Origin of the sequence: Gracilibacillus halotolerans, from assembly GCF_014206945.1 — a bacterium.
GTDB classification, from domain to species: domain Bacteria; phylum Bacillota; class Bacilli; order Bacillales; family Amphibacillaceae; genus Gracilibacillus; species Gracilibacillus halotolerans.
The window spans coordinates 36,771-60,983 of sequence record NZ_JACHON010000007.1 but is presented as its reverse complement, the minus strand read 5'-3'; the positions used below and the strand labels follow the sequence as shown (position 1 = coordinate 60,983).

The 24,213-nt window shown below is 36.6% G+C and carries 21 protein-coding genes, 1 pseudogene and 1 riboswitch; of the genes and pseudogenes, 6 read left to right on the top strand and 16 right to left on the bottom strand.

What is annotated here, in order from left to right; all coding sequences use genetic code 11:
• Window positions 1-63: 63 nt before the first annotated feature.
• Window positions 64-456, top strand: coding sequence for a DUF2178 domain-containing protein (locus GGQ92_RS09130; protein WP_184247486.1), 393 nt, complete (start codon window positions 64-66; stop codon window positions 454-456).
• Window positions 457-528: 72 nt separating this feature from the next.
• Here GGQ92_RS09130 and GGQ92_RS09125 read toward each other — a convergent pair whose 3' ends face one another.
• The 4 genes from GGQ92_RS09125 to GGQ92_RS09110 all read right to left on the bottom strand — a co-directional run bounded on the left by GGQ92_RS09125 (window position 529) and on the right by GGQ92_RS09110 (window position 6,576).
• Window positions 529-1,764 carry an aminopeptidase gene (locus GGQ92_RS09125; protein ID WP_184247483.1) on the bottom strand — a complete coding sequence of 412 codons (1,236 nt, stop codon included), beginning with the start codon at window positions 1,762-1,764 and terminating at the stop codon, window positions 529-531.
• Window positions 1,765-2,108: 344 nt separating this feature from the next.
• Window positions 2,109-3,503: an L-cystine transporter gene (locus GGQ92_RS09120; protein WP_184247480.1), complete on the bottom strand. Its 1,395-nt coding sequence runs from the start codon at window positions 3,501-3,503 to the stop codon at window positions 2,109-2,111.
• 211 nt (window positions 3,504-3,714) lie between these two features.
• Window positions 3,715-4,479, bottom strand: coding sequence for a TerC family protein (locus GGQ92_RS09115; protein WP_184247478.1), 765 nt, complete (start codon window positions 4,477-4,479; stop codon window positions 3,715-3,717).
• A 384-nt stretch (window positions 4,480-4,863) separates the two neighbouring features.
• Window positions 4,864-6,576 (bottom strand): phospho-sugar mutase, encoded by a 1,713-nt coding sequence (locus tag GGQ92_RS09110; RefSeq protein WP_184247476.1) that lies wholly within the window; start codon window positions 6,574-6,576, stop codon window positions 4,864-4,866.
• 148 nt (window positions 6,577-6,724) lie between these two features.
• On the opposite strand from GGQ92_RS09110, the gene GGQ92_RS09105 reads away from it, so the two are divergent.
• A complete protein-coding gene (locus GGQ92_RS09105; protein WP_425486395.1) occupies window positions 6,725-7,813 on the top strand; it encodes an AI-2E family transporter in 1,089 nt (362 codons plus the stop codon).
• Between the two features lie 47 nt (window positions 7,814-7,860).
• Here the strand turns inward: GGQ92_RS09105 and dctP are convergent, their stop codons facing one another.
• The 3 genes from dctP to GGQ92_RS09090 form a co-directional block, all read right to left on the bottom strand.
• Window positions 7,861-8,904: a TRAP transporter substrate-binding protein DctP gene (dctP, locus tag GGQ92_RS09100; protein ID WP_221437281.1), complete on the bottom strand. Its 1,044-nt coding sequence runs from the start codon at window positions 8,902-8,904 to the stop codon at window positions 7,861-7,863.
• Window positions 8,905-9,002: 98 nt separating this feature from the next.
• The gene (locus GGQ92_RS09095) at window positions 9,003-10,274 is read right to left on the bottom strand and encodes a TRAP transporter large permease (protein WP_184247470.1); all 1,272 of its coding nucleotides are present in this window, start codon (window positions 10,272-10,274) and stop codon (window positions 9,003-9,005) included.
• A 24-nt stretch (window positions 10,275-10,298) separates the two neighbouring features.
• On the bottom strand, window positions 10,299-10,859 hold the full coding sequence (locus GGQ92_RS09090) for a TRAP transporter small permease (RefSeq protein ID WP_246384319.1): 561 nt from the start codon (window positions 10,857-10,859) through the stop codon (window positions 10,299-10,301).
• A 540-nt stretch (window positions 10,860-11,399) separates the two neighbouring features.
• Between GGQ92_RS09090 and GGQ92_RS09085 the strand changes: the two genes are divergently transcribed.
• Window positions 11,400-11,591: an SE1832 family protein gene (locus tag GGQ92_RS09085; protein WP_184247467.1), complete on the top strand. Its 192-nt coding sequence runs from the start codon at window positions 11,400-11,402 to the stop codon at window positions 11,589-11,591.
• Window positions 11,592-11,657: 66 nt separating this feature from the next.
• Here the strand turns inward: GGQ92_RS09085 and GGQ92_RS09080 are convergent, their stop codons facing one another.
• From GGQ92_RS09080 to GGQ92_RS09065, 4 genes are all read right to left on the bottom strand, one after another.
• A complete protein-coding gene (locus GGQ92_RS09080; protein ID WP_184247464.1) occupies window positions 11,658-12,896 on the bottom strand; it encodes an aminopeptidase in 1,239 nt (412 codons plus the stop codon).
• A gap of 1 nt (window position 12,897) precedes the next feature.
• The gene (locus GGQ92_RS09075; RefSeq protein WP_184247611.1) at window positions 12,898-14,781 is read right to left on the bottom strand and encodes an ABC-F family ATP-binding cassette domain-containing protein; all 1,884 of its coding nucleotides are present in this window, start codon (window positions 14,779-14,781) and stop codon (window positions 12,898-12,900) included.
• A gap of 83 nt (window positions 14,782-14,864) precedes the next feature.
• The gene (gene cls, locus GGQ92_RS09070; RefSeq protein WP_184247462.1) at window positions 14,865-16,307 is read right to left on the bottom strand and encodes a cardiolipin synthase; all 1,443 of its coding nucleotides are present in this window, start codon (window positions 16,305-16,307) and stop codon (window positions 14,865-14,867) included.
• A gap of 117 nt (window positions 16,308-16,424) precedes the next feature.
• The gene (locus GGQ92_RS09065; protein WP_184247459.1) at window positions 16,425-16,895 is read right to left on the bottom strand and encodes an Hsp20/alpha crystallin family protein; all 471 of its coding nucleotides are present in this window, start codon (window positions 16,893-16,895) and stop codon (window positions 16,425-16,427) included.
• A gap of 159 nt (window positions 16,896-17,054) precedes the next feature.
• Window positions 17,055-17,169: riboswitch (SAM riboswitch) on the top strand.
• A gap of 115 nt (window positions 17,170-17,284) precedes the next feature.
• On the opposite strand from GGQ92_RS09065, the gene GGQ92_RS09060 reads away from it, so the two are divergent.
• From GGQ92_RS09060 to GGQ92_RS09050, 3 genes are all read left to right on the top strand, one after another.
• Window positions 17,285-18,955 carry an O-acetylhomoserine aminocarboxypropyltransferase/cysteine synthase family protein gene (locus GGQ92_RS09060; RefSeq protein ID WP_184247456.1) on the top strand — a complete coding sequence of 557 codons (1,671 nt, stop codon included), beginning with the start codon at window positions 17,285-17,287 and terminating at the stop codon, window positions 18,953-18,955.
• A gap of 634 nt (window positions 18,956-19,589) precedes the next feature.
• A complete protein-coding gene (locus tag GGQ92_RS09055; RefSeq protein WP_184247453.1) occupies window positions 19,590-20,480 on the top strand; it encodes an SGNH/GDSL hydrolase family protein in 891 nt (296 codons plus the stop codon).
• Between the two features lie 11 nt (window positions 20,481-20,491).
• Window positions 20,492-21,091, top strand: coding sequence for a YpmS family protein (locus GGQ92_RS09050; protein ID WP_184247450.1), 600 nt, complete (start codon window positions 20,492-20,494; stop codon window positions 21,089-21,091).
• Window positions 21,092-21,133: 42 nt separating this feature from the next.
• On the opposite strand, the gene GGQ92_RS16415 is transcribed toward GGQ92_RS09050, so the two are convergent.
• From GGQ92_RS16415 to GGQ92_RS09030, 5 genes and pseudogenes are all read right to left on the bottom strand, one after another.
• Entirely contained in the window at window positions 21,134-21,715 is a 582-nt protein-coding gene (locus GGQ92_RS16415) for a pectate lyase (protein WP_425486396.1), read from the bottom strand.
• A 24-nt stretch (window positions 21,716-21,739) separates the two neighbouring features.
• Window positions 21,740-22,222, bottom strand: a pseudogene (locus GGQ92_RS16410) (RICIN domain-containing protein); the annotation flags it as partial.
• A gap of 281 nt (window positions 22,223-22,503) precedes the next feature.
• Window positions 22,504-23,004, bottom strand: coding sequence for a hypothetical protein (locus tag GGQ92_RS09040; protein ID WP_184247444.1), 501 nt, complete (start codon window positions 23,002-23,004; stop codon window positions 22,504-22,506).
• Window positions 22,991-23,470 carry a hypothetical protein gene (locus GGQ92_RS09035; protein WP_184247441.1) on the bottom strand — a complete coding sequence of 160 codons (480 nt, stop codon included), beginning with the start codon at window positions 23,468-23,470 and terminating at the stop codon, window positions 22,991-22,993. Before GGQ92_RS09035 ends, GGQ92_RS09040 begins: the two co-directional genes overlap by 14 nt.
• Window positions 23,471-23,487: 17 nt before the next feature.
• A complete protein-coding gene (locus GGQ92_RS09030) occupies window positions 23,488-23,859 on the bottom strand; it encodes a hypothetical protein (RefSeq protein WP_184247437.1) in 372 nt (123 codons plus the stop codon).
• Window positions 23,860-24,213 lie beyond the last annotated feature (354 nt).

Here is a 24,213-nt window from a genome sequence, read left to right as displayed (position 1 = left end):
CTATTAATTTAGGTATATAGAGATTGCAATCGGGGATGGTTCGCATAGGAAGGGAAGAGGGATTTGAAAAAGCTTGAAAATTGGGTGCCCATAATTATTTTTATTGTCTTTGTTAGTATAGCTGGTTTTTCACTTTATAAATTTTTTAGATATGGAGAAATAGATGGTGCAGGGATACTATTTAGCTTTATCATCGTGTCTTATTTCTTTAATTATCTTAATTGGGGTAACCATCATGGTGGTAAGGCAGAAGACGAAAAAGAAAAATCAATCGAAGCGAAAAGCACGAAAGCAAGTTATTTTATACTCATGATTTTAGCGGGATTAACACTTTTTATATCAGAAGGTGTTTCTAATTTAAGTGAGATGGAAAATTATCCATTGTTAATTGTCGTAGGTTTAACGTTTATAACACTTCCCATTACCGAATATGTTTATAAAAGAAAGTTAAAATAATAATCGATAATAGGAAAAGGACATACCAAGGTTTTATCTGCTGGTATGCCCTTTTGTGCTTTTTATAAAGTTTTAATCAAAGTCAATCGCCCATGCGCCATTACGGAAAATCGGTTCACTCGTACCATCCTCCATAATACCGTCAATGTTCATATCAGCTGAACCAATCATAAAATCTTCGTGAACAATACTATCATTAACACCGTGCTTATCCATTTGTTCCTCGTTCATTTCAGATCCATTTTCTATATTCGTCGGATACGCCTTACCTAAGGCTAAATGACAGGATGCATTTTCATCAAATAATGTATTATAGAAAACTTTTCCTGATTGAGAAACAGGCGACTCATGGGGAACAAGTGCTACTTCACCTAAACGTGCCGCACCATCATTATCCGCATTAAGAAGTTGCTTCAATGCTTCTTCGCCTTTTCCGCATGTATATTCGACTACTTTCCCATCCTTAAATGTAAGGGTAAAATCTTCAATTAACTGACCTTGGAAGCTTAATGGCATCGTGCTTGCTACGGTACCATTCACACCGTACTTATGTGGCATTGTAAAGACTTCCTCAGTTGGTATATTTGGATTGAATGTTACACCGTCTGCTGCAACAGCTGCACCACCATGCCAAATATGTCCCTTTGGTAGTTCAATTGTTAAATCTGTGCCTTCTGCTTTATAATGTAATTTTGTATAGCTTTTCTTATTTAAATATTCACGCGCTTGGCGTAAACGTTCATTATGCTGTTTCCACTCTTCTACTGGGTTGTCTTTATCTGTTCTAGAAATACGGAAAATTTCTTGCCAGAGTGCATTTACAGCTTCTTCTTCAGACAATTCAGGGTAAACTTTTTCTGCCCATCCAGAAGTTGGGTAACCAATAATAGACCAACGTGCAAGGTCGTTCATCATATAATTACGATAGTCTTTCAGTGCAGTAGAGCTAGCTTTCGTGACAGCGGAAACTTTCTCTGGTTGAACCCCGTTTAGTAAATCAGGATTTTCTCCATAGATACTTAAAATCGCGTAACCGTCTTTAGCCATACTTATTAATGCATTCTTGCGCCATTCTGGAAATACCTCTAGTACTTCCATAGGTGCATTTTCCATTTTTAATAACGTGAGTTCATCATCTTTCCATTCGATATGTACATTCTTTGCGCCTAACTCATATGCTTTCTTTGTTACAATACGTACAAATGCGGCAGCTTCTACTGGAGCATTAATTAGTAGTCCTTGACCTTCTTGTAAATTAACTCCTACCTTTAAAGCTAGCTCGGCATGTTTTTGTAAATTTTCCTGCATGTTTAAAACTCCCTTCTAGCGTTACTTACTAGTTTATGCTACTTTATTCTATCCAAATTGAAAAGAAAAAAGGTTGAAACTGACATTATGTGAAGGAGTTTTAATAATCTTAGCGTCTGTTAGGGGATCTATCCAGGTTGAGCGGGATCTATCTGGAGTGGAATTGGTCTATCGAGAGTCGAGCGGCTTCTATCTAGAGTGAGGTTGGTCTATCGAGAGTCAAGCGGCTTCTATCTAGAGTGAGGTTGGTCTATCAAGAGTCGAGAGACTTCTATCTAGAGTGAGGTTGGTCTATCAAGACAAAAAACAACCTGCAAAGGATACTGCAGGTTGTTTTGCTCTAATTAGATATTTACATCTGTGTTGACTAATTTTTTATCGTTATATTTCTCTGTATTTAAATTTTTCATTTTCTTAGACGTTAATACACCAGATAAAATTGAGCCATTCACATTTAATGCTGTTCGACCCATATCGATTAGTGGTTCAACAGTAATCAAGATACCTGCCAAAGCAACTGGAAGGTTCATCGAAGATAAAACGATTAGAGCGGCAAATGTTGCTCCCCCACCTACTCCAGCAACTCCAAATGAACTTATCCCAATAATTAAGATTAGTGGAATTAAAAATCCTAGTGATAATGGATCGATACCTTGGCTTGGTGCAATCATAACTGCGAGCATTGCAGGATAGATTCCCGCACATCCATTTTGCCCCATTGTTGCTCCGAATGAAGCTGCCATATTTGCTGTTCCACTATGAACTCCAAGATTTTCACGCTGTACTTGAATGGTTAATGGAATCGTCCCCGCGCTTGAACGAGAAGTAAACGCAAAACTTAGTACTGGCAATGCTTTTCTAACATAAAGAAAAGGATTTAGTCCAGATACTGCTAAAAATACTAAGTGTAGAACAAACATAACAAGAAGAGCTACATACGATGCACCTACGAATTTTCCAAGCTCGATGATTCCCGCTACGTTCGTTTGGGCAACTGTATTGGCCATTAGCGCAAGAATACCATATGGAGCTAATCGTAAAATAATCGTTACTAATCTCATAATTACCGCATAAAAAGCATTCACGATTTCAACAAATTTTTCCGCTTGTTCTGGCTGTTTTCTTCTCACACCTAATAAAGCAATACCTATTAATATGGAGAAGACAACTACTGCTATAACAGAGGTTGCACGTTCGCCAGTCATATCTAAAAAGATATTTGATGGAATAAACTCAAGAATTTTTTGTGGAGTAGATAATCCTTCAACAGTTCCTAGACGCTCTTCTAAGTCTAGTCCACGTTGCTCTTCCGCCTCACCCATCTCAATTTGTGAAGCATCTAAATTAAAGATAGAAGCACTTGCAACTCCAATCCCTGCTGCAATCATTGTCGTAACAATTAATATTCCAATAATCCATGCGGACATTTTCCCTAGATCCGTTGATTTTTCTAAATTAATAATAGACTGAATAATGGAAACCATTACTAGTGGGATAACGATAACCATTAATAGTCGAATGTAACCTCGACCGACGATATTATACCAATCCGTCGTGTTCGTAACTATTTGGGAATCAACAGAATAAATGATTTGGAGCAAGGCACCTAAAAGAATACCTAATCCTAGCCCAACGAATACTCGCTTACTAAATGAGAAATGCTTACGTTGCATATAGAACAAAACACCAATAAAAAGAAATAAAACAATAATATTTATAAGAACAAGAAAATTATCCATTTGTAAACCTCCCTTTAATCCGATAAGAATACTTGAATATAGTACTATCCTTGCGTGGAGAAGTCAATCATTCAGCTTACTCCATTTCTGTTAACTTTACCCTTTTCCTTATTAATATATATTGAAACCAACTATATACTATTCAATAAATACAAAAATCCGAACTAAAGGAAGTAATCATTCCTATAAGTTCGGATTATTAACCTGCTTATTATAGTGTTTCTGCTTTTTTAGCAGTTTTTCCGGATAAGAACCATCCACCAACAGCTAGGACTAACAAGATTGTCCAGAAAATTAGTTTCCATGCTGTACTATGTGGAAATTGTTCATCAATAAGTTGTAGGTTAGGGTGTCCTAGCGTAATAACAGCTAATTTTACTCCTACCCACATAACAATTAAGTATGCCGTCGTTTCAAGTCCTGGTCTTTGAACAAGTAATTTAGTAAACCATGTTGCCGCGAACTTAATTAATATTAATCCAGCAATTCCTCCAAGGACGACAATGACAAACTGACCAACATCCATTCCACCGAAATTTCCAAGGCCTGTTGGTGTCAATGTAACAGCAAGTGTCACTGCAGCTAAGATAGAATCAATCGCAAACGCTAAGTCAGCAATTGCAATTTTACCAACTGTTCCCCAAAAGCTGTCTCCACCTTTTAGATTTGTTCCGTCTTCTTGCTTTTTCTTAATAAATTTGTCATAGAGGTGCTTCAATCCTAAATAAATTAAGTAAGCTGCTCCAATTGCTTGTACTTGCCATACTCCAACGAGGAATGAAATAGCAAATAACGCTAGAAAACGGAATAAGAAAGCAAGCATAATACCATAGCTAATTGCTCGATTCTTTTCCTTATCCGGTAGGTGTTTCGCCATTACTGCTAGTACTAACGCATTATCCGCAGATAAAATACCTTCTAAACCAATTAATATTAATAATGTCCAACTATATTCTAATACAAGACTCCACTCCAAATTCCCTAGCCCCTTTCTCTTTCCTATCATTATCATTATCGTTACTAGTATTCGAAATCTATTTTTCGCTGTTGAATCAATATTCATAGCACAACAAATTCATTGACTAGAAATTTATCCAAATAACAAAAAAACGAATACCAGTCCACCTTGGTATTCGCCCCAAATAAAAAAGAGACCTCTACCAATAGTGGTAAAGGTCTCGCTAACAACGTAGAGTTGCCAATGATGCCGGAGATTTTCTCTCGTAATGACGACACCAATTGTACAGCTACTCCCCTTTATAATACTTATTAAGAATAGCGGAAAAAGCGAATTATGTCAACGAGCTATTTAGATATTTATCCTTTTTCTACATATTTAATAGTTGAAACAGACCGTTCTTTATTTCAGAATGCTAGCAATTCGCTCTTCTACTTCTTCCTGAATTGTTTTAATTAAGGCTTCACTATCATCTTTACTATCTGTCTTTACGCCGAAGTAGCTTTTAATTTTCGGTTCTGTACCCGAAGGTCGGAAGCAAACCCATGCTTCATTCTCAAGCAAGAACTTCATTACATTTTCTTTAGGCAGTGTAATATCTTCGCTTTTTTCTTCAAGAGGTAAATAGCGTTCGCTTGTTTGATAGTCCTCAACAGCTACGATGTTTAGACCAGCTAAATTGGTAAACGGACGTTCTCGAATATCCTCCATAATCGTGGCTATTTGTTCTGCTCCTTCTTTACCTTTAAGCGTAAGTGAATTCATTTTTTCTACATAAAAACCATGCTTTTCATAGAGAGTATCTAATGCTTCGAGTAACGTCTTTCCTTGTTGTTTCCAATAATGTGCTACTTCACATGCTGCAACAGCTGCTTGAACAGCATCCTTGTCACGGACAAAATCCCCAATTAAATAGCCATAGCTCTCCTCATAACCGAATAGAAAATGCTCATGTGTTAATTCAAATTGTTTAATTTTCTCACCGATGAATTTAAACCCTGTTAGCGTATCAATTGTTTCAACTCCATAATGCTTTGCAACGGCTCGGCCCATTTCTGTCGTAACAATTGTTTTGATTACTTTTCCGTTTGTTAGATTTTCTGTTTGGGAAAGTGTGTAATCAAGTAATAACGTACCTAACTGATTCCCTGAGAGCACTTGATAAGCGCCGCTTGCGTCTTTTACCGCTACACCTAATCTATCTGCGTCTGGATCCGTTCCTATTAATATATCTGCATCTACTTTTTCTCCCAACGCAATCGCCATTTCGAATGCTTGATGTTCTTCTGGATTCGGCGAGCTAACGGTAGAGAATTCCGGATCTGGCTTCGCTTGTTCTTCTACTACATGAATGTTTTGAAAACCCATTTGCTGTAAGCCATCCATGACCGGATAATAAGCTGTTCCATGCAATGGTGTAAAAACAATTTCTAATGTTGACTCGTTGACCGCTTGTTTTTGAATCGTTTTTAACTGTTCAAGGTACGCTTTATCAACATCTTCACCAATCCATTCGAGAAGATTGCTTTCAAGTAGCTCTTCTTCATTTTTAACTAAAATGTCTAATTCTCTATCAATTTTGTTAACTTCATTAATAATTGCTTCCGCTTCTTCCAATGGAGCCTGTCCACCATCTTCATTGTACACTTTAAAACCGTTATATTCAGGTGGATTATGACTTGCAGTTATCATAATTCCAGCTGCTGCCTGTAAATGTCTAACAGCAAACGAAAGTACAGGGGTTGGACGTAGAGATTCAAATACATAGGCCTTTACACCTTCAGCACCCAATACCTTTGCTGATTCTACTGCAAACTCCTTCGACATATGTCGTGAATCATATGCGATTGCGACTCCACGTTTTTCTGCATCATTCACGTTTGATTTTATGTATTTTGCTAAGCCTGCTACAGCTTTACGTATCGTATAAACATTCATTCTATTCGTACCTGGTCCTAGTATGCCTCGCATACCTCCAGTACCGAATGATAAATTTTTATAAAAAGCATCCTCTAATTCCTTATCATTACCTTGGAGCTCTTCTAATTGTTTCCTCAAATCTTTGTCTAGAGCTGTGTGTTTTGTCCATTTTTCATATGTTTCTTGCCAAACCATAAAAATGTATCCCCCTTTAACAAGCAATGTTTCCTATATAGTATCATAAAGAGACAACGGTTTCTATTCATGCTTTACCTTAATGTTCCAATTAAAAATTGTTCTATGATAGAATAGTAATATTAGAAATAAGTTGTAGAAAGTTGGGATGGCTTTGTTTGATCGGAAAATTAATCGTATTCTAGTAACGCTTATATTAACCTTTGGCTTAGTCTACTTAATCTATTTAACACGCTTTATTTTTGAGCCAGTTTCTGCTTATTTAGCAGCCATTGCTGTGCCAATTATAGGTGCAGGGATTATCTTCTATGTGACGAATCCACTTGTTGATTGGTTGGAAAAGAAAAAGATCGCTAGAATTTGGGGAACTTTAATCGTCTTCTTCCTAATTCTCTTAGTGCTTGCGTTATTTGTTCTCTTTATTGCTCCAACCGTCCAAGGCCAATTCACGAATTTTACTGATAGTGTTCCAAAGATGGTCGATTCAACAGAAAAAATCATTGATATGTGGCAGGAAAGGCAGTTTATAATTCCTCAACAGGTCGAAGATACAATAAACAATATCCTTGATCAACTTGGAAATTCAGCTGATGTCATTACTGCCGGAATCATTAATACGATTGGACAAGTTTTCAGTTTTGTCTTTTCCTTTTTCTTAATACCATTTTTCTTATTCTTTATGTTAAAGGATGGACACAAATTTGTTCCTTTTATAACGAAGTTTTTAAAGCCAACGCAAGCAACAAGCTTTAAAAAGCTTACATCTGAAGTAAACAATACGCTGTCCTCCTTTATACAAGGTCAATTTATCGTTAGTATTTGTGTAGGGACGATGCTTTATATTGGTTACTTAATAATAGATTTAAATTATTCATTATCTTTAGCTTTATTCGGTTTAGTAATGAATTTCATCCCATTTATTGGACCATTTCTATCTGCTGTACCTGCAGTAATTGTTGGCTTTTTCCAAGATCCAATAATTGCACTATGGGCGATTGCAGTCATGGTTGTCGCACAGCAAATTGAAAGTAACTTTATTTCACCGAACATTATGGGCCGTGCCCTATCACTACACCCACTAACTGTTATTACACTTATTCTTGCAGCGGGAGGAATTGCAGGTTTTCTAGGTGTGCTTTTCATCATTCCAGCTTATGCAGTCGTGAAAACCGTAATTGCTCATTTCTATGATGAGTGGAAAAAAAGACAGCCTGAAGACGACACACCTATTTTATAGCCAATATTAAACCCCTTACTAGCATTAGCTAGTAAGGGGCTTTTCATTTACTCTCCAACTATTTCTTCGATTTCTTGCTCAAGCTTATCTAAGATTGCTCCATCTACTCTTGATACTTCTTCACGATAGAAGTCACGTACACCCATGGACGCTTCTTTAAATTCTGCTAATTCTTCTTCTGATAATTCTACTACTTCTGTTCCACTTTCCTTAATTACTTCTAAGAAATGCTCGTTTTGAGATTTTTGCTCTTCGAATATCCAATCTTGCATATCTTCAACTGTCTCTACCACTAATTGTTGATAATCTTCACTAAGACCTTCAAACCAGTCCATATTTACGGTCGTTGTTGCAACATAGTTATTATGACGAGATAGTGTCATATAGTCTTGCACTTCATTGAAAGATGCATCTGCAATAAAGAAGATTGGGTTATCTTGACCATCTACTGTTCCATTTTCTAGACCAGTGTATAAGTCTCCCCAGCTCATCGTTTGTGGTGTACCACCATAAGCTTTCCACGCTTCCTCTTGTAGCTTCGTTCCTTGAATTCTCATTTTAAAATTCTCAAAGTCAGCAACAGAAGTTACTGGCTTGTTACTAGTCCACATCATGAAACCTTCTGTCCAGAAAGAAAGTGGTTTTAAACCAATTTCCTCATATTGTTTCACTAAATCTACATTAATAGCTTCACTCTCGTTTAAGATTTTGTGTGTTTCTTCTACACTATCAGGGAATAGATAATGCAATCCAAAGATCTGACTTTCTTGAATCGTATTACCAATGAATCCTGGAGAAGTTACCGCTAATTGAACCGTATTTTCTTGTAGTGCTACAACGTTATCTGTCTCAGTACCTAGACCACCAAATTCATAAGTAGTTACTGTTACATCACCATCTGTCTTTTCTTCAATACGTTTTTTAAACTCGTTCGCATATGCCATTTGTACTTGCTCGCCTGTCTCTTCTGTAATGAATAGCCATTCAGCAGATGAACCAGTATCGGCGTTGTCGCTATCTCCGTTGTCTGAATCTCCGTTGTCTGAATCCCCATTTGAAGAATCGCCACCCCCACAAGCTGCAAGAACCAAACCTACTGCTAATAATAATACGAATAAAACAGAATACTTTTTGTTAAAAATAATGATTACCTCCTATAATTTTGTAAAAATTTATATTTAGCTTTCCGCTATAATAAAGCGAGAGAAAGCTGTGGAAACATAATTAACAATACAGAAATTCCAACTAAGATAGCGATATATGGAGGGGTTCCTCGAATAACATCCATATACGGCCGATTAAACACAGCACTGGCGGTAAATATATCGACTCCAAATGGCGGAGTTGCTGATCCTAGTGCCGCTTGGAACGTAATAATAATACCTAAATGTATTGGATCTACACCTACTTGAGCAGCAATCGGCGCAAAGATTGGTGTTAGTACTAGAATAACTACTATCGGGTCCACAAACATACATCCAATAAAGAAAAAGATTGTAACAATTATTAAAACATATGTTGGGCTTGGATCTGCTCCTAACACTGCATCTGACAGCAGTTGAGGAATTCGCTCTAAATTTACAATATAAGTGAAAACTTGACCACCAGCTACCAAGATAAAAACGGCTGAGGTTACAAGTCCTGTAGAGAGTGCAATACTTGGTAGTTGCTTAATATGCACCGAACGGAATATAAACACTTCTAAAATTAGTGCATATAATACCGAAATCCCTGCTGCTTCTGTTGCAGAAAACCAACCCATGTAAATACCGCCAATTATTAAAATCGGAAAGCCTAACGGTAAAGCTGCTTTTCTGAATAGTTGCAATCTTTTTTTCCAAGTAGCTCGATCCGCTAACGGAATGTTCTTGATTTTTGCATAAATCACGCTATAAATCGTAAATGCTAAAAATACGATTAAACCCGGAATAATTCCCGCGATAAATAAATCTCCAATAGACTCCCCTGCAGCTAAACCATACATGATTAGCCCTATACTTGGCGGAATAAGTAAAGCGACATCACTTGCGTTTATAATCAAAGCCATCGCACTTGAGTCTTTGTAGCCTACCTTTAACAAACGCTCACGCATTGGCTTACCAATTGCTACAACCGTAGCCTGTGTGGAGCCAGAAATCGCTCCAAACAACGAACACGCAGCTGCAGTTGTTACCGCATAACCGCCTCGTAAATGTCCTACAAAAGCACCGATGAAATCAAGTAATCGGCGAGAGGTTTTCCCAGCTGTCATAATATCAGCTGCAAAAATAAACAAAGGGACACAGAGTAATTGGTAGGATTCGATACCTGTTACGAGCTGACCAATCATAATGGAGGGACTAATATCAAAAGTTGTGTAGCCTAATAAAACTACTACAAAGGGTGCTATGATTAGTGGGATCATCATCGGGAAATTTAACACAAGCAAAACAATCATTACTATTAATAACGTCGTTATCATTTCATTATCCTCACTTTTCCCCTATTAAATCTGCATTTCATCTTCAATATTTCTATCTTCTGGTTTTATATCATTGTAGTCTAACGCGTCTGTACCAATGTAAACTTCTTTGTTCATGATATTCACTAAGAAGTTTCTTACGTACTGAATACCACCCATAATAAAACCTATCGGTATAAACATATACATCAAATATGTAGGTATTCCTAAATTCGTTGTTGTTGTTCCTCTTCCATATTCACCAGATACATAATCAAATGAGATGTATGCAAGAGTAAATAGTACGACCGACGTAACCAACGGGATTAAAATTGCCATCCCTTTTCTTATTTTTTTTGGTACAAGATCATAGAGGGCTGACATACTAATATGTCGACCTTTCCTTGCAGCATAGCTAATGCCCATAAATGTAGACACAACAACAGCAAACTTCGCTACTTCGGCATGAAATAGAATACTTGGACCAAAGAATTGTCGACTGATTACATTTGCACAAACCATAAGTGCAATGACGATAATAGAGGCACTTAATATAAACTCTTCTATTTTTAATACTGCTTTATCAAGCCAACTGAAGAACTTCAAGCAAATTCCATCTCCTTCCCGACTACTTCACAAAAAGACTCAGCTTGCATTCTGGTGTAAGTAACGTCGATTTCTAAAAGACTATGATACTTACTATCTATGCGAAAAAATTCTGTCTAATTCGCCGAATAAAAAATTTACTAGCACCAATTGTTGCTAAACTCCATACAAGTTACATTCACCACTTCTTGTATCAATATTAGGAGCAATTCCCACATCAGCTTCGTTCTACTATACCGAATCGAACCTGATGAGAAAAAATTCTTCAAAAAAAGTGCTAGTTAAAATGTTACAGAATTGTTGCAAAGCACACAATTTCACTTACCCGTTGAATTCTCCGATTAAACCACAAATTCTAAAATGATGTAAACGAGACTGAATTTAATGGAGAGTTTGAAGCATATCCTCCCACATAATCACGAATGCTCCAAATTTGATGTTATGTAATTTTTTCCATAAGCATATTCCATTGGTAGTGAGGAAGGAATCCATTTCATGATACAATGAAGTTAGCTATTAAAGATGGAGGTTGTTTTATAAATGAATAGAAAAGAAATTGAACGAGAAATAGAGGATTTAAAAGCAGATCATATGCGTTTATCTGCCGATATGGAAAAGTTAGTGTACGTGAAGTCAAATACTCATTTTACAGAGCTAGAATTGGAACGATTGGAAAAGGAAATATCAGACTTAAGAAAAAAACTACAGTCAATGAACGAAGAAGACAAATAGGATAATGGATAGTAAAACTAAAGCCGAACTACTTTGTAAAAAAGCGTTCGGCTTTAGTTGTATACATCAATCAAATGTTATCGCCCATTCACCATTACGAAAAATAGCATCCGTTGTTCCATCTTCGTTTTCTCCATCGATGTTTAAATCCGCGGACCCTATCATGAAGTCAACATGTGTTAAACTGTCATTCACTCCATGTTGGTCTAATTCTTCCTCACTCATAGAAGAACCACCTTCTAAGTTCGTTGGATACGCTTTTCCTAATGCTATATGGCAAGAAGCATTTTCATCGTATAGTGTGTTATAGAATATTAAATTGGATTGGGAGATTGGTGAAGAGTGAGGAACAAGTGCTAACTCACCTAATCTTTTTGCTCCTTCATCCATTTCAAGTAACTGCTTTAACGTGTCATAGCCTTTCTCAGCTTCAAAATCAACAACCTTACCGTCTTTAAACGTTAAACTAAAACCATCAATAAGGTTTCCACCATAAACAAGTGGTTTTGTCGCTGTAACTTTTCCGTCTACCCCATATTTATGTGGAACAGTGAACACTTCTTCTGTAGGCATATTAGGGTTAAATGGCTGACCATCTGGAGTTTTTGCAGCTCCTCCCTTCCAAATATGCCCCTTAGGTAGTTCAAAACGAATATCTGTACCTGCGGATTGGAATCTTAGTGCCTTAAATGCTTTCTTATTCAAATATTCATGTGCTTTTCGCAACGTTTCATTGTGTTTCTCCCAAGCACCAATCGGATCCTCTTTATCTACACGAACAATTTTAAAAATTTGCTCCCATAAGCTTTCGATTGCCTCTTCCTTCGATAAATTAGGAAATATCTTTTGCGCCCACTCTGCAGTTGGTATGGAAATAATCGACCAACGAATACGATCATTCATCGTATATTGGCGAAACTCTTTCATTGCCTCTGCATTTGCTTTATTAAATCTCCCAACTTTTTCTGGATCAATATCTTTTAATAAATCTGGGTTAGTTGAGCGTATTGATAACAGCGCAGCACCATCTTTAGCTAAATCAAGGTTCTTATCAATTTGCCATTGGGGGATATTTGTAAGTTCCTCCGTAGAAACATGTTGAAATTTCAAGAGATTTAGTTCATCGTCTGACCAATTAATATGAACATTTTTTGCTCCTAATTCATATGCCTTTTTCACTACTATTCGCGTGAATTCTGCTCCTTCGATTGTTGAGTTAATCATTAATACTTGATTTTCTTGTAAGTTAACACCCGTTTTTAATGCTAATTCTGCATACTTCTCCATCCATTTTGGATTCGCCATTTTATACGTCCTCCAATTCTTCTACTAAAAGGGAAAGCTCTTCCCATCGTTCCATTTTGAGCTCTAGTTGCTTCTCTAACTCTTTTTGTTTTTCGAAAAGTGGCTGGATGACTTCCATATCACTGCCCGCCTCCACAATTGCCTGCTGTGTAATCTCTAATTCTTCTTCTAATTCTGTTATTTCATCTTCAATCGTTTCCCATTCTTTTTGTTCCATATAAGATAGTTTCTTTTTCTTCGGTTTCGGGCGTTCTATTACTGACTTTGTTTTTGGTGTTTCTTTTTCTTGTACTGTCACTTGTTCACGATACTCACTATAATTCCCATAAAAATGCTCCCATTTCGTAGAAGCAGAAGCTATTAACAATTGGTCTACTGTCTTATCAAGGAAGTATCGATCATGTGAAACCGTAATTACGACACCAGGAAAAGAATCTAAATAATCTTCTAAAATTGTTAACGTTTCTGTATCTAAATCATTTGTTGGCTCATCAAGCATTAATACATTAGGCTCTTCCATTAAAACGGATAATAAATAAAGTCTTCTTTTCTCTCCACCAGATAACTTATGTACATATGTCCATTGCTGAGATCTTGGGAATAAAAAGCGTTCTAACATTTGCTCAGCTGTAATAACGTCGCCACTCGTCGTATGAATTACCTCTGCTACATCCCGAATCACATCAATTACTTTTACCGAATCATCTAGTAACATATGATGCTGTGTATAGTAGCCAATTTTCACTGTTTCCCCAACCTCTATAGTCCCTTTATCTGGTTCTTCCAAGCCTGCTAACAGTTGGAGCAATGTGGTTTTCCCAGTTCCATTTGGTCCGACAATACCGATCCGATCACCTGGCTTTAGTAATAGATTTAAGTCTTCGAATATTAGCTTACCTTCATAGCTCTTTGATAAGTCTTTCACTTCCATTACTTTCTTTCCTAAACGCTTGGATCCTGCATCAAACGAGATACTAGACTTTTGTGTGTCAAATGTTTCTTCTTGCATCGCTTGTACTCGTTCAATTCGAGCTTTCTGTTTGGTCGTTCGTGCCTTAACTCCCGCTTTTAACCAAGCTACCTCTGTTTTTAAGATATTTTTATGCTTTTGTTCAGCTACTAGTTCTTGGTGTTCTCTTAAAGCCTTCTGTTCTAGAAAATGCGTATAATTGCCTTCATATGTATAAAGATTACCTTTATGAAGTTCAAATATACGGTTTGTTACTCGATCAAGAAAATAACGATCATGTGTAACTAATAAGAGGGCGCCGCGATAATGAGAGAGATGCTCCTCTAACCATTCAATCGTATCACTATCTAAATGGTTCGTAGGCTCATCCAGGATTAATAGATCCGTTGGTTGGATAAGTGCTTTAGCTATCGCCACCCTTTTTTGCTGGCCACCAGATAATTCGCCCAAACGTTTCGTGTACGATGGGACACCAAGCTTTGTTAAAATCGTTTTCGCTTGGGTCATCGCATCCCAAGCATCTAATTCATCCATTTTTTCTTGTGCTTTCCATAAATTTTTTTGCAGTATGGAATCGTCAGGAGAGGTTTCCAGCTCGGCTACTGCTTGCTCATAAGCTCGCAAAGCTTGCATGATATCTACCTCACCATAATAAATGTGATCAAGAACAGACTGATCACTGTTTAGTTCTGGACTTTGGTCAAGATACGCCACCTCATAATCATTAGGGTGTATTAATTCGCCACTATCCGCTTCATCGACTTGCGCTAGAACTTTTAACAGAGAAGATTTACCGGTACCGTTTACTCCGATTAAACCAATCCGTTCGCCTTCCATAATAGAAAAGGAAATTTTATTAAATAAAACCTTTTCCCCATATGTTTTTACTAAATTCTCTACTCTTAAACCTCGCATTGTAGTTCGGTCCTTTCTCTGCATATGACTAGTATCGTTAATAGACAAATTAGAAGTGATAGTTTTTCCCATAAAAACTCGCTCTATAAAATGGGAGAAATTAAGCGAGCCATAGCCTCCTTAATTCGGATCCAAATCGAGCGTTCTTGGTATTTTTCATAAGTTAATTCTGTAGAGACCTCTAAATCTTTTTCAAATTCATCTACTAGCATCTCTGCAAGTGTTTCATTATATAAGAAAGCATTCACTTCAAAGTTAAGACGAAAACTTCTCATATCAATATTTGCTGTACCAACAGATGCAATTTGGCTATCTACAACGATCATTTTGGCATGGAGAAATCCATTTTCATAGATAAAGGCTCTAGCTCCTGCACGTAATAAGTCACCAATGTAGGAATATGTAGCCCAATAAACAAAAGGATGGTCCGGTTTGTTTGGTATCATTACCCGTACATCGACACCTGAAAGTGAGGCAATTTTCAATGCATCAAGTAGGCTATCATCGGGAATGAAATAAGGTGTTTGAATGTAAACATATTCTTTCGCTGACATAATCATTTTAATGTAGCCATGTTTAATTTGTTCATAATCAGAATCCGGTCCACTAGATACAATTTGCATTCCAATGTCCCCAGCATTTTTTGCTGCATAATATCTCTCTTCATACTCGATATCATTCCTTGACGCTTGATTCCAATCCAAAATAAAACGTGTCTGAAGTTGCTGGACAGCTGAACCTTCTAACCTTAGATGGGTATCTCGCCAATATCCAAATTTCTCATCAATACCTAAGTATTCATCTCCAATATTAAAACCACCGATATAACCAATTTCCCCATCAATAACTACGATTTTACGATGGTTTCGATAATTGATTTTCAGATTGACTTTTGGAATTAAAGGAGGAAAGAAACCTTCCACCTCGGCTCCAGCTATTTTCATCTTTTTTATTAGTCTCCGACTTAAACGTCTTGACCCCATGTCATCATATAAAAACCTTACTTCTACGCCTTCCATTGCTTTCTTGATTAGTAATTCCGCTAATCTTTTTCCTAAATTATCGGAACGAACGATATAATATTGTAAATGAATATGGTCTGTTGCGCTTTCGATATCTTCCATTAGATTTTCAAATTTACGTTTACCATCTGTGAGAACTTTCACATCGTTATTTTGCGTATAGATTGCATCATTGTTCCGTAAATGCAAATAGATTAAATCAGCATAAGGTACCATTCTCTCATCATTTAAGTAAAAATCCTTATTTTCTAGTTCTCTTAGCTGATGTTGAACAGCTGTTTTTACACCTAACTTCGCTTTCGTATCCCATGTAAAGATACGCTTATTACTCAATTTCCTGCCAAATATAAGATATAAAATAAATCCGAGTACTGGGATAAACGTTAAAACCATAATCCATGCCCATGTAGAAGTGGGACTTTTACGCTCTAGGAAAACAATTGTTAAAGATAAAATTATATTAAACAATAAAATAATGCTTATGATAAATTGAGTTATTACCAACAACAGTCCCCCCTTTCTTCCTATATATCTACTCTTAATATAGCATAATCACTTGTTAAATATCGAATAAGAGAGCGTAGACAGCCTGTTTCTATAGGCTGCCTATTCGTTAACCAATTAATCCTCTATTTCTAGTCGATAATTCGAATTTTTATCTTTCGGTCCTTTTATGATTAATTGTCCATTATTAAATTGCGCGGATGCTGTCTTTCTATTTACAGAAAAAGGGAGTCGGACTGTTCGTTGATTATGATGAACCTTTCTTTCTCGATAATAATATTTTTGCATTTTGTCTTCTGTTTTTGTATCTTCTTGATGTCGCACTTTAATCGTAATTTCATTTCCATGTAATCGTAAATCTAACTGGCTTTTCTTTACTCCGGGCAAATCAGCCGTAACGTACCATTCATCATCTGTTTCATAAATATCTACTGGAATCTTGCTAAAATTGGACTTTGCTTGTTCAAAAAAATCATCTATTTTCCTCATAATATTATTATTGTCTGGTGTTTCGTGTAGCAAGGCATCTACTTTGCGAATAAATTCCTCTCCCCATTCTTGAAATCCATTCTTATCATGTGAAGGCATAAACAATCTCCTTTCTTCAAATAGTATCTAGAATATATATATGCCTTAGCTAAGAATCGGTGCGGTACACACGGCGCAAAGAGTTTTCTAAAATTTCTGATAAATGATTGACGAATAAGAACCGTTCGTTTATAATAAGTGCAATTCAATACGATAATACTCTTATTAAGAGCGGCAGAGGGATTAGGCCCTATGAAGCCCGGCAACCGACAATTTAATTTATATAAATTGTAAAGGTGCTACATCCTACAGGTGATTACCTGAGAGATAAGAGGAGGACTTATGAAGTAAACCCTCTTCTTTATCTAAAGAAGAGTTTTTTATTTCTTAGAGAGTATTTCGTCATCAAGATTTTACCTTAAAACATTAATTATTCAGGAGGTTTTATCATGGGAAATTCTTTCTTTAAAGCAGGAAATGAAACATCATTACTACACGGGGGACAGAATGTAGACCCCACTACTAACTCTCGTGCAGTTCCAATCTATCAAACTACTTCTTACGTATTTAATGATACGGAACACGCACAAAATTTATTTGGACTAGCGGAAACAGGAAATATTTATTCTCGTATCATGAATCCCACAACCGATGTGTTCGAGCAAAGAGTTGCTCAGCTTGAAGGTGGACTAGCAGCAGTTGCTACCGCTTCTGGTATGTCTGCTATCACTATGGCTATCTTTAATCTAGCCAATAGTGGGGATGAGATTATTGCCGACAGCAACTTGTATGGTGGAACATTCAATTTATTTAACAAGACATTACCAAAATACGGAATCGACGTTAAATTTGTCGATGGATCTGACCCTGAAAACATTCGACAAGCAATCACTCCAAAAACAAAGGCTATATTTGGAGAAGTAATTACGAACCCAAGCCTTTACGTGTTTGATATCGAAAAGGTTGCAGAGATTGCACACGACAATGGGATTCCATTAATTATCGATAATACATTTGCTACGCCTTATGTATGCAAACCTCTTACTTGGGGAGCAGATATTGTGGTCCATTCCGCAACGAAATGGATTGGTGGACATGGAACTTCTATCGGCGGTATTGTCGTAGATGCTGGACGTTTTAATTGGAATAGCGAGAAATTCCCTGGCTTTACAGAACCAGACGAAACCTATCATGGTATTCGTTTTGGTATCGATGTGGGACCAGCTGCATTCGCATTAAAATTACGTGTTCAATTGTTACGTGATATCGGTCCATCGATTGCACCACAAAATGCATTTTACTTCATTCAAGGTTTAGAAACTTTACATCTTCGCATGGATCGTCATAATGAAAATGCGAAAAAAGTAGTAGAGTACTTAAAAAATCATCCGCAAGTAGAATGGATTAAGTATCCCGGCTTAGACAATCACCCTTCTCATGAGCTTGCGAAAAAATACTTCCGACCTGGACACTTTGGCTCTGTTATCACGTTCGGTATTAAAGGTGGACGGGACGCAGGTCGTGCATTAATTGATAATATTACATTATGGTCCCATGTTGCCAATGTTGGAGATGCTAAATCACTTATTATCCATCCTGCTTCTACCACTCACCAACAATTAAGTGGTGAAGAATTGAAGTTATCTGGTACGACGGAAGAATTAGTTCGCTTATCTGTTGGGCTAGAAACACCAGAAGATATTATTGCTGATTTAGACCAAGCAATTGCAAAGGCTACGAATAGTGAGCCTACGATACAAGTAACAGAAGAAAGAGCGATTGAATGGGCATTATCCACTCCATATGCATGGGAAGAAGGAGGCGCTCGACCAATACAGTTTGCTGTAGCTGGAGAAATCGAAGCTTCTAAAGCACTTTCAGGATTACAAAAAATCGGATATTTCTTATCCGAGGAAAAGAGCGAACAATCTGCAGACGTTCTTTTTGTTGCAGATACAACTAAAGCTGAAGAGCTCTACAGTGGAGATGAAAAGATTATTTGGTTCCTAGAAGGTTCTGTAAATGATAACGTTCGTAACAAAGCAAAGGAAAATGGTCAAATTATCATTGAAGGACTTTGCCCTCTATCAGAAGAAAAACGCATTCGCCAAGTATGGTAGTTTTAGAGAAATTGAGGACTAAGAAGTTAAATAAGGCTGGGACAAAACCCCAGTAGATAAAAAATAATCGTGTTACCGTCACTAAGCATAGTGGTGGTAACACGATTTTTGTAACGTAATAAAAAGTTTTATTTATCACCGGCTTCTTCCATTGCCCAGTAAAAGCTCATACCTGAAAAATAATAGTCCAAACAATCTCCAAAGTTATAACCGTATAATTTCTCTGCATTGGAAAGCACTCCTTTTAAAAAACTCAATCAGAATTTTAAAAGTTTCACTTCTCTTATGATATTCATTTAACAACCTGCCATTTCTTGCCGTCGTTTAATGACGTATTCCATTTCCACATTTACACTAACCAAAGGATATAAGAATCTAAATCATCAATAACTTCTCTATTGCATATTCTTATATGGAACATACCCATGTTATAAAATAAATTATTTAGGGTATGGGTTAAAATAAATACTCTAAGAACCTACCTCTTTAATCTTAATTATTTATTACACGGAGACGTATATTCTTATTAGAAAATTTGTTATGATGAGGCTATCATCAAATAAAGGTGAACTTTTTTAAATGAAATATATATTTAATTAAATGCGACTTATTATAGCATGCAGGTGTGGTCATAATGAAAAAGAAGAAAATTTTATTATCTATAGCAGCTATTGCTGTATGTGTAACTGTTGCCCTTACATTCATTACTCAGGAGAGTATAAATGAAGAAATTGAATCTAATCTCCTCGAAGAAGATGCCTCGGAAGAAGTAAGTGAGCAACAGCTACAAGATTATACACAAGCTGAGCCCAATGAAACAGAAGAATTCGGTAATAGTGTTCGCGAAGCAGTAAAAGAAGCTTTACGAATTTTCAAAAAAGATACGCACATTGTTGCTATCGGTGATTCATTGACACAAGGTGTTGGGGATGAAACGGGTAACGGTGGATATGTAGGGATTTTAGAACAAAGATTACTTGATCAAAACTTCCAAGTTACCTTTGATAATTTTGGAAAAAGAGGAAATCGTACTGATCAACTATTAAATAGACTTGATGATGAAGAAATTGTAGATTCTATTGAAAAAGCTGACATTGTTCTCATTACAATCGGTGCGAACGATGTAATGAAAATTGTAAGAGATAATTTTATGAATCTTACTGTCGAGCCTTTCAATGCTGAACGGGATCCTTACGGTCATCGACTCTCAGAAATTTTATCACGAATATCGGCAATGAATGAGAACGCAAAAATTTATTTACTAGGCTTTTACAATCCGTTCGAGCGATATTTTAACGATATAGAAGCTTTGGACCAAATTATTATGGGATGGAATAATGAAAGCCTGGAGGCTGTAAATAAATACGAACAGGTTGATTTTATACCAATGCAAGATATTTTCAATCAAGTAAATGAACCAATCTTAGCTGATGATAACTTTCATCCTAATCATGAAGGATATCAAATGATGGCTGATAGGGTGTTAGAATATCTAGAAAATGATTTAGAAGTCGTTACAGAGTAAGGGTGAGTAGCATGAGAGTATGGAACAACTGGAAGAAACTTTTTTTCCTTTTACTATCCATTAATATTGGTATTGTCATTGTAGTCTTCCTATTCATTTTTTGGCCCGTAGAAAGTCCAGACTATCCAACTAAAGAATTTATTGAAGAAGATGCAGGTGCAGAGTTTACCATTCGTTCAGGCAAGGACAACTTAAGTGAACTAGCAAATGCATATCTAGGTAAACTACCGAAGGAAGATAATTTTACGTACATGATAAGTTTGGAAGATGAAGTAAAGTTGCTTGGTACGATTATCGCATTTGGAGCGGAAGTGCCAATCCAAATAACGTTTGACCCTATTGTTCAAGAAAATGGGGACCTGGTTTTACAGTCAAACAATATGTCGTTAGGTTTGCTCCGACTCCCACAGGACAGAATATTAAAATATGTGAATGATCGCATCGATACACCAGAGTGGATTACGATTAATCCAAAGGAAGAACATATTTATATTGCAATCACCCAAATGGATTTAAAGAGTAATTTTAGAGTTAAGGTACAACAATTTGATTTAGAAAATGATCAAATTTCCTTCCGGATCAAAGTTCCAAATAAAACATTAGGTTTATAAAAACAATCCCCCGGAAACATAGCCGGGGGATGTTCCTATCATTTAAAACTCAATGTTCCCGCTTTCTGATACATTTTTAACGTTATACCATTTTTGACCGACTCTTGAGTATCTTGTATTCGTCATTCTTACTTCGCTTGAATTACTATCCGTTCTAAAAATCGCTTCATCCATGTTCGTTATAACACTACCTTCGATAGTAATACTTGTTTTAAAGGTAGATCCTCCATTTTGTCGAATCATTTTCCCAGCGTTATTCGCTGTAAAATTAATAATCTCAAAGGTAGATGGAGCATTTACCTGAAAGACTTTATCACTTCCATGCTGGGCCATTCCACCTTTAACAATGACATGACCTTGGCTTTTAATCGTTAAAGCATCCTCCCCAATATCTTCCCAAACAACATTCTGTACGAGTACGTCTCCATACGTGTGGACTCCATCTGCAGCAGGATGACCGAGAACGACATTTTTTAAAGTAGCTCCATCTTCAAGCCTGAATACCGCTTTTTGATTCTCTGCTTGACTACCATCCCCGACAGTATCTGGATTCGCTACATATCTTTTTCCTTCACCATCAAATACTTGTCCTTCTTCTACTACAATAGTGTCATGTACTGTAATAGTGTCACTTGGAGGGACTTCAATAATCCTCCATTGCTGGCTTGCTCCACCCCAATCTGTCCATTGAACAACATTTCCGCCATTCTCAGTAGACCAATCAAATACCTCTAGTGCCTTTCCGCTATGTCTGTTGATTATTTTAACAAAGCCGTTACCAACTTCTTGGATAGACCATTGTTGACTAGCTGCATTCCAGTCGTGCCATTGACTAACATTTCCGCCATCTTCCGTTGACCAGTCATGCACTTCCAATGCTTTCAAACTATGCAAATTAGTAATTTTAAAGAAACCTTCTCCAACATTTACAATTCTCCATTGTTGATTGAGGCCACCTAAGTCATCATACTGAACAACATTTCCACCATCATTCGTCGACCATTCGAAAACTTCTAGAGCTTTCCCACTGTGTCTGTTTATTAATTTATAGCTTTTACTTGAATCTAAGGAGATCGCAGCTGTCGATTCGGCAAAAACAAGACTTCCTACCAGTAATGTAAACGCTATCATTATTACGTGTTTCAAACGCATGGGTACCATTCCTTCCTATTATTTTAAATAGTATGGTGGATACTCTATGATGGAAACTATTGGCCAATAGCTATATCCAATTATAAGCATTAATAGTAATATATTTCAATATTTTAATATAAAATGGTAAAAATCACCTATAACTTAAAAATGCCTAAAGTTACGTACATCCCTTCATTACTTCTAATCTAGTTAATTCCCGTAATGAAGGATTCTCTATAACATCACACTTGTAACGCCTTATAATAGGTAGTTCTACGTTAAAATTCCGTAACTCCTTTCGCTTCCATTTTTTCTTGGTGAGAGGTAATATGAGGGAAAAAATAGATATCTCCTGTTGCTGTAAATTGTTGTATTTCACAAAGATCAAGGCGGGTTAGTTTTTCTATCACTTTTTCACATTGGCTTTTAGGAAATGGTAGCACATAAATATCTGCTTGTATCAATTTACCACGTTCAGCTGTCGCTCGTTGGAGTATTTCATTTTCAATCAAGATATCCGTTCGCTTTTTAATTTTTCTATGTGTAATAATTATGAAAGTGACTCCTGTTCCTAATGTTACTAACGCAAAACTCCAAAATACTAATGCTACTACTAAATTTAGGGAAATTACCATACTTATACATGCAAACATAAAAGGAATCATACCAATAAAACCGAGTGCTAATGAAACAGCGTAATGTTTTGATTCTTTTTTAGTTAAAACATCTTCGAAGCGAATGTCTGTCAACCAGCGATTCCTATATTTAGCCTTGTTCAAATGACGACACTCCCTTAGCATCCTGCTTTTCTTTAATGGTCAAACTATCATAAAAATGATAAACGAGAGTACCTTTTTCCGAGATCTTAATTGTGGCATAGCCTTTTATTGCCCATTCATCTAGCAAATCCTTTGCTTCTTCTAACGTAAGTGGTGTTTCCATTGCTAACTCTGTTAAAGTAAGCCTGCCGCCCCTATCTTCTGCAAGCTGAAGAACCATTCTTTCCTTTTTATTTAACTTCCTTCGCTCTATTTTGTGGGCTGTAAATGCCCATTTCAACAGAATAAAACCAATAACAGCTGGAGTAATAATTAATATAATAGCACCAATAATAAGACCTGCTATACTTGTTGGTGTTGAAGATTTAGTGATTAAAGCTGTAACAGCTCCTAATAAAAATGTGATACTAAAAAGAATTGCAGCTGCTCCTATCAAACCTGCAATTATTTGAAAAAATAATCTCATATGTTTCAACTCCAATATTATTCTTCTTTAGACGGATTTCTCGTAAAAATATCTTGCATACTTTGTTGGTATTGTTTTTTTAAATGATCTTTTGTCATGCCTTTTTTCTGTAAATATCTTGTGACGTCAATAGCACTTCGAATTGTGTATGGCCAAACACCTACAGCCATATACAGAAATAAAACAAATATAAACAGGGTGATGAATAGATATATAGATACTTCTCGAACACCTGTAACATATAAAGCAATCCAAAAAAGAAAGCTGATTGCAAGACTAATGAAAGTCACCCATTTACATAAATGAAAAAGCCCCTTATGATACGTATCAGCGTTAGGGAGGCTAGCTCCTAATTTCCTTAGCTTTTTTATATCCTCTGGTTTACGCATTCTATTCACCCTAACGAAAGCATTTTTTCTTAATCATATTAAACCAATATTATTACCCTTTGTAAATGATACTGAAAAAAGGCCAAATGGGTTTCAATTCTTTTAATAAAACTTAAAAGCGAAAGCGGTACGTTTATTCTGTTAAGTTTACGTAAGGCTTAACAGCTGTGGGGGGCTGTACAATCTACCATCGTTGGTGTTCTATGAACCGTGATGAGCCTCTATGAACCGTCGTTGGTGTTCTATGGACCGTGGAGAGGCTCTATGAACTGTCGTTGGTGTTCTATGAACTGTGGAGAGGCTCTATGAACCGTCGCTGGTGTTCTATGGACTGCGGACGCTCTAATCAATAAA

Excerpts from the sequence above, each read along its gene's own strand:
- GGQ92_RS09055 (WP_184247453.1), top strand. The coding sequence starts at position 19,590 with ATGAAAAAGAAGAAAATTTTATTATCTATAGCAGCTATTGCTGTATGT.
- GGQ92_RS09125 (WP_184247483.1), bottom strand. The coding sequence starts at position 1,764 with ATGCAGGAAAATTTACAAAAACATGCCGAGCTAGCTTTAAAGGTAGGA.
- GGQ92_RS09065 (WP_184247459.1), bottom strand. The coding sequence starts at position 16,895 with ATGCCTTCACATGATAAGAATGGATTTCAAGAATGGGGAGAGGAATTT.
- GGQ92_RS09035 (WP_184247441.1), bottom strand. The coding sequence starts at position 23,470 with ATGAGATTATTTTTTCAAATAATTGCAGGTTTGATAGGAGCAGCTGCA.
- GGQ92_RS09105 (WP_425486395.1), top strand. The coding sequence starts at position 6,725 with ATGGCTTTGTTTGATCGGAAAATTAATCGTATTCTAGTAACGCTTATA.
- GGQ92_RS09030 (WP_184247437.1), bottom strand. The coding sequence starts at position 23,859 with ATGCGTAAACCAGAGGATATAAAAAAGCTAAGGAAATTAGGAGCTAGC.
- GGQ92_RS09110 (WP_184247476.1), bottom strand. The coding sequence starts at position 6,576 with ATGGTTTGGCAAGAAACATATGAAAAATGGACAAAACACACAGCTCTA.
- GGQ92_RS09060 (WP_184247456.1), top strand. The coding sequence starts at position 17,285 with ATGGGAAATTCTTTCTTTAAAGCAGGAAATGAAACATCATTACTACAC.
- GGQ92_RS09120 (WP_184247480.1), bottom strand. The coding sequence starts at position 3,503 with ATGGATAATTTTCTTGTTCTTATAAATATTATTGTTTTATTTCTTTTT.
- GGQ92_RS09085 (WP_184247467.1), top strand. The coding sequence starts at position 11,400 with ATGAATAGAAAAGAAATTGAACGAGAAATAGAGGATTTAAAAGCAGAT.
- GGQ92_RS09050 (WP_184247450.1), top strand. The coding sequence starts at position 20,492 with ATGAGAGTATGGAACAACTGGAAGAAACTTTTTTTCCTTTTACTATCC.
- GGQ92_RS09095 (WP_184247470.1), bottom strand. The coding sequence starts at position 10,274 with ATGATAACGACGTTATTAATAGTAATGATTGTTTTGCTTGTGTTAAAT.
- GGQ92_RS09080 (WP_184247464.1), bottom strand. The coding sequence starts at position 12,896 with ATGGCGAATCCAAAATGGATGGAGAAGTATGCAGAATTAGCATTAAAA.
- GGQ92_RS09075 (WP_184247611.1), bottom strand. The coding sequence starts at position 14,781 with ATGCGAGGTTTAAGAGTAGAGAATTTAGTAAAAACATATGGGGAAAAG.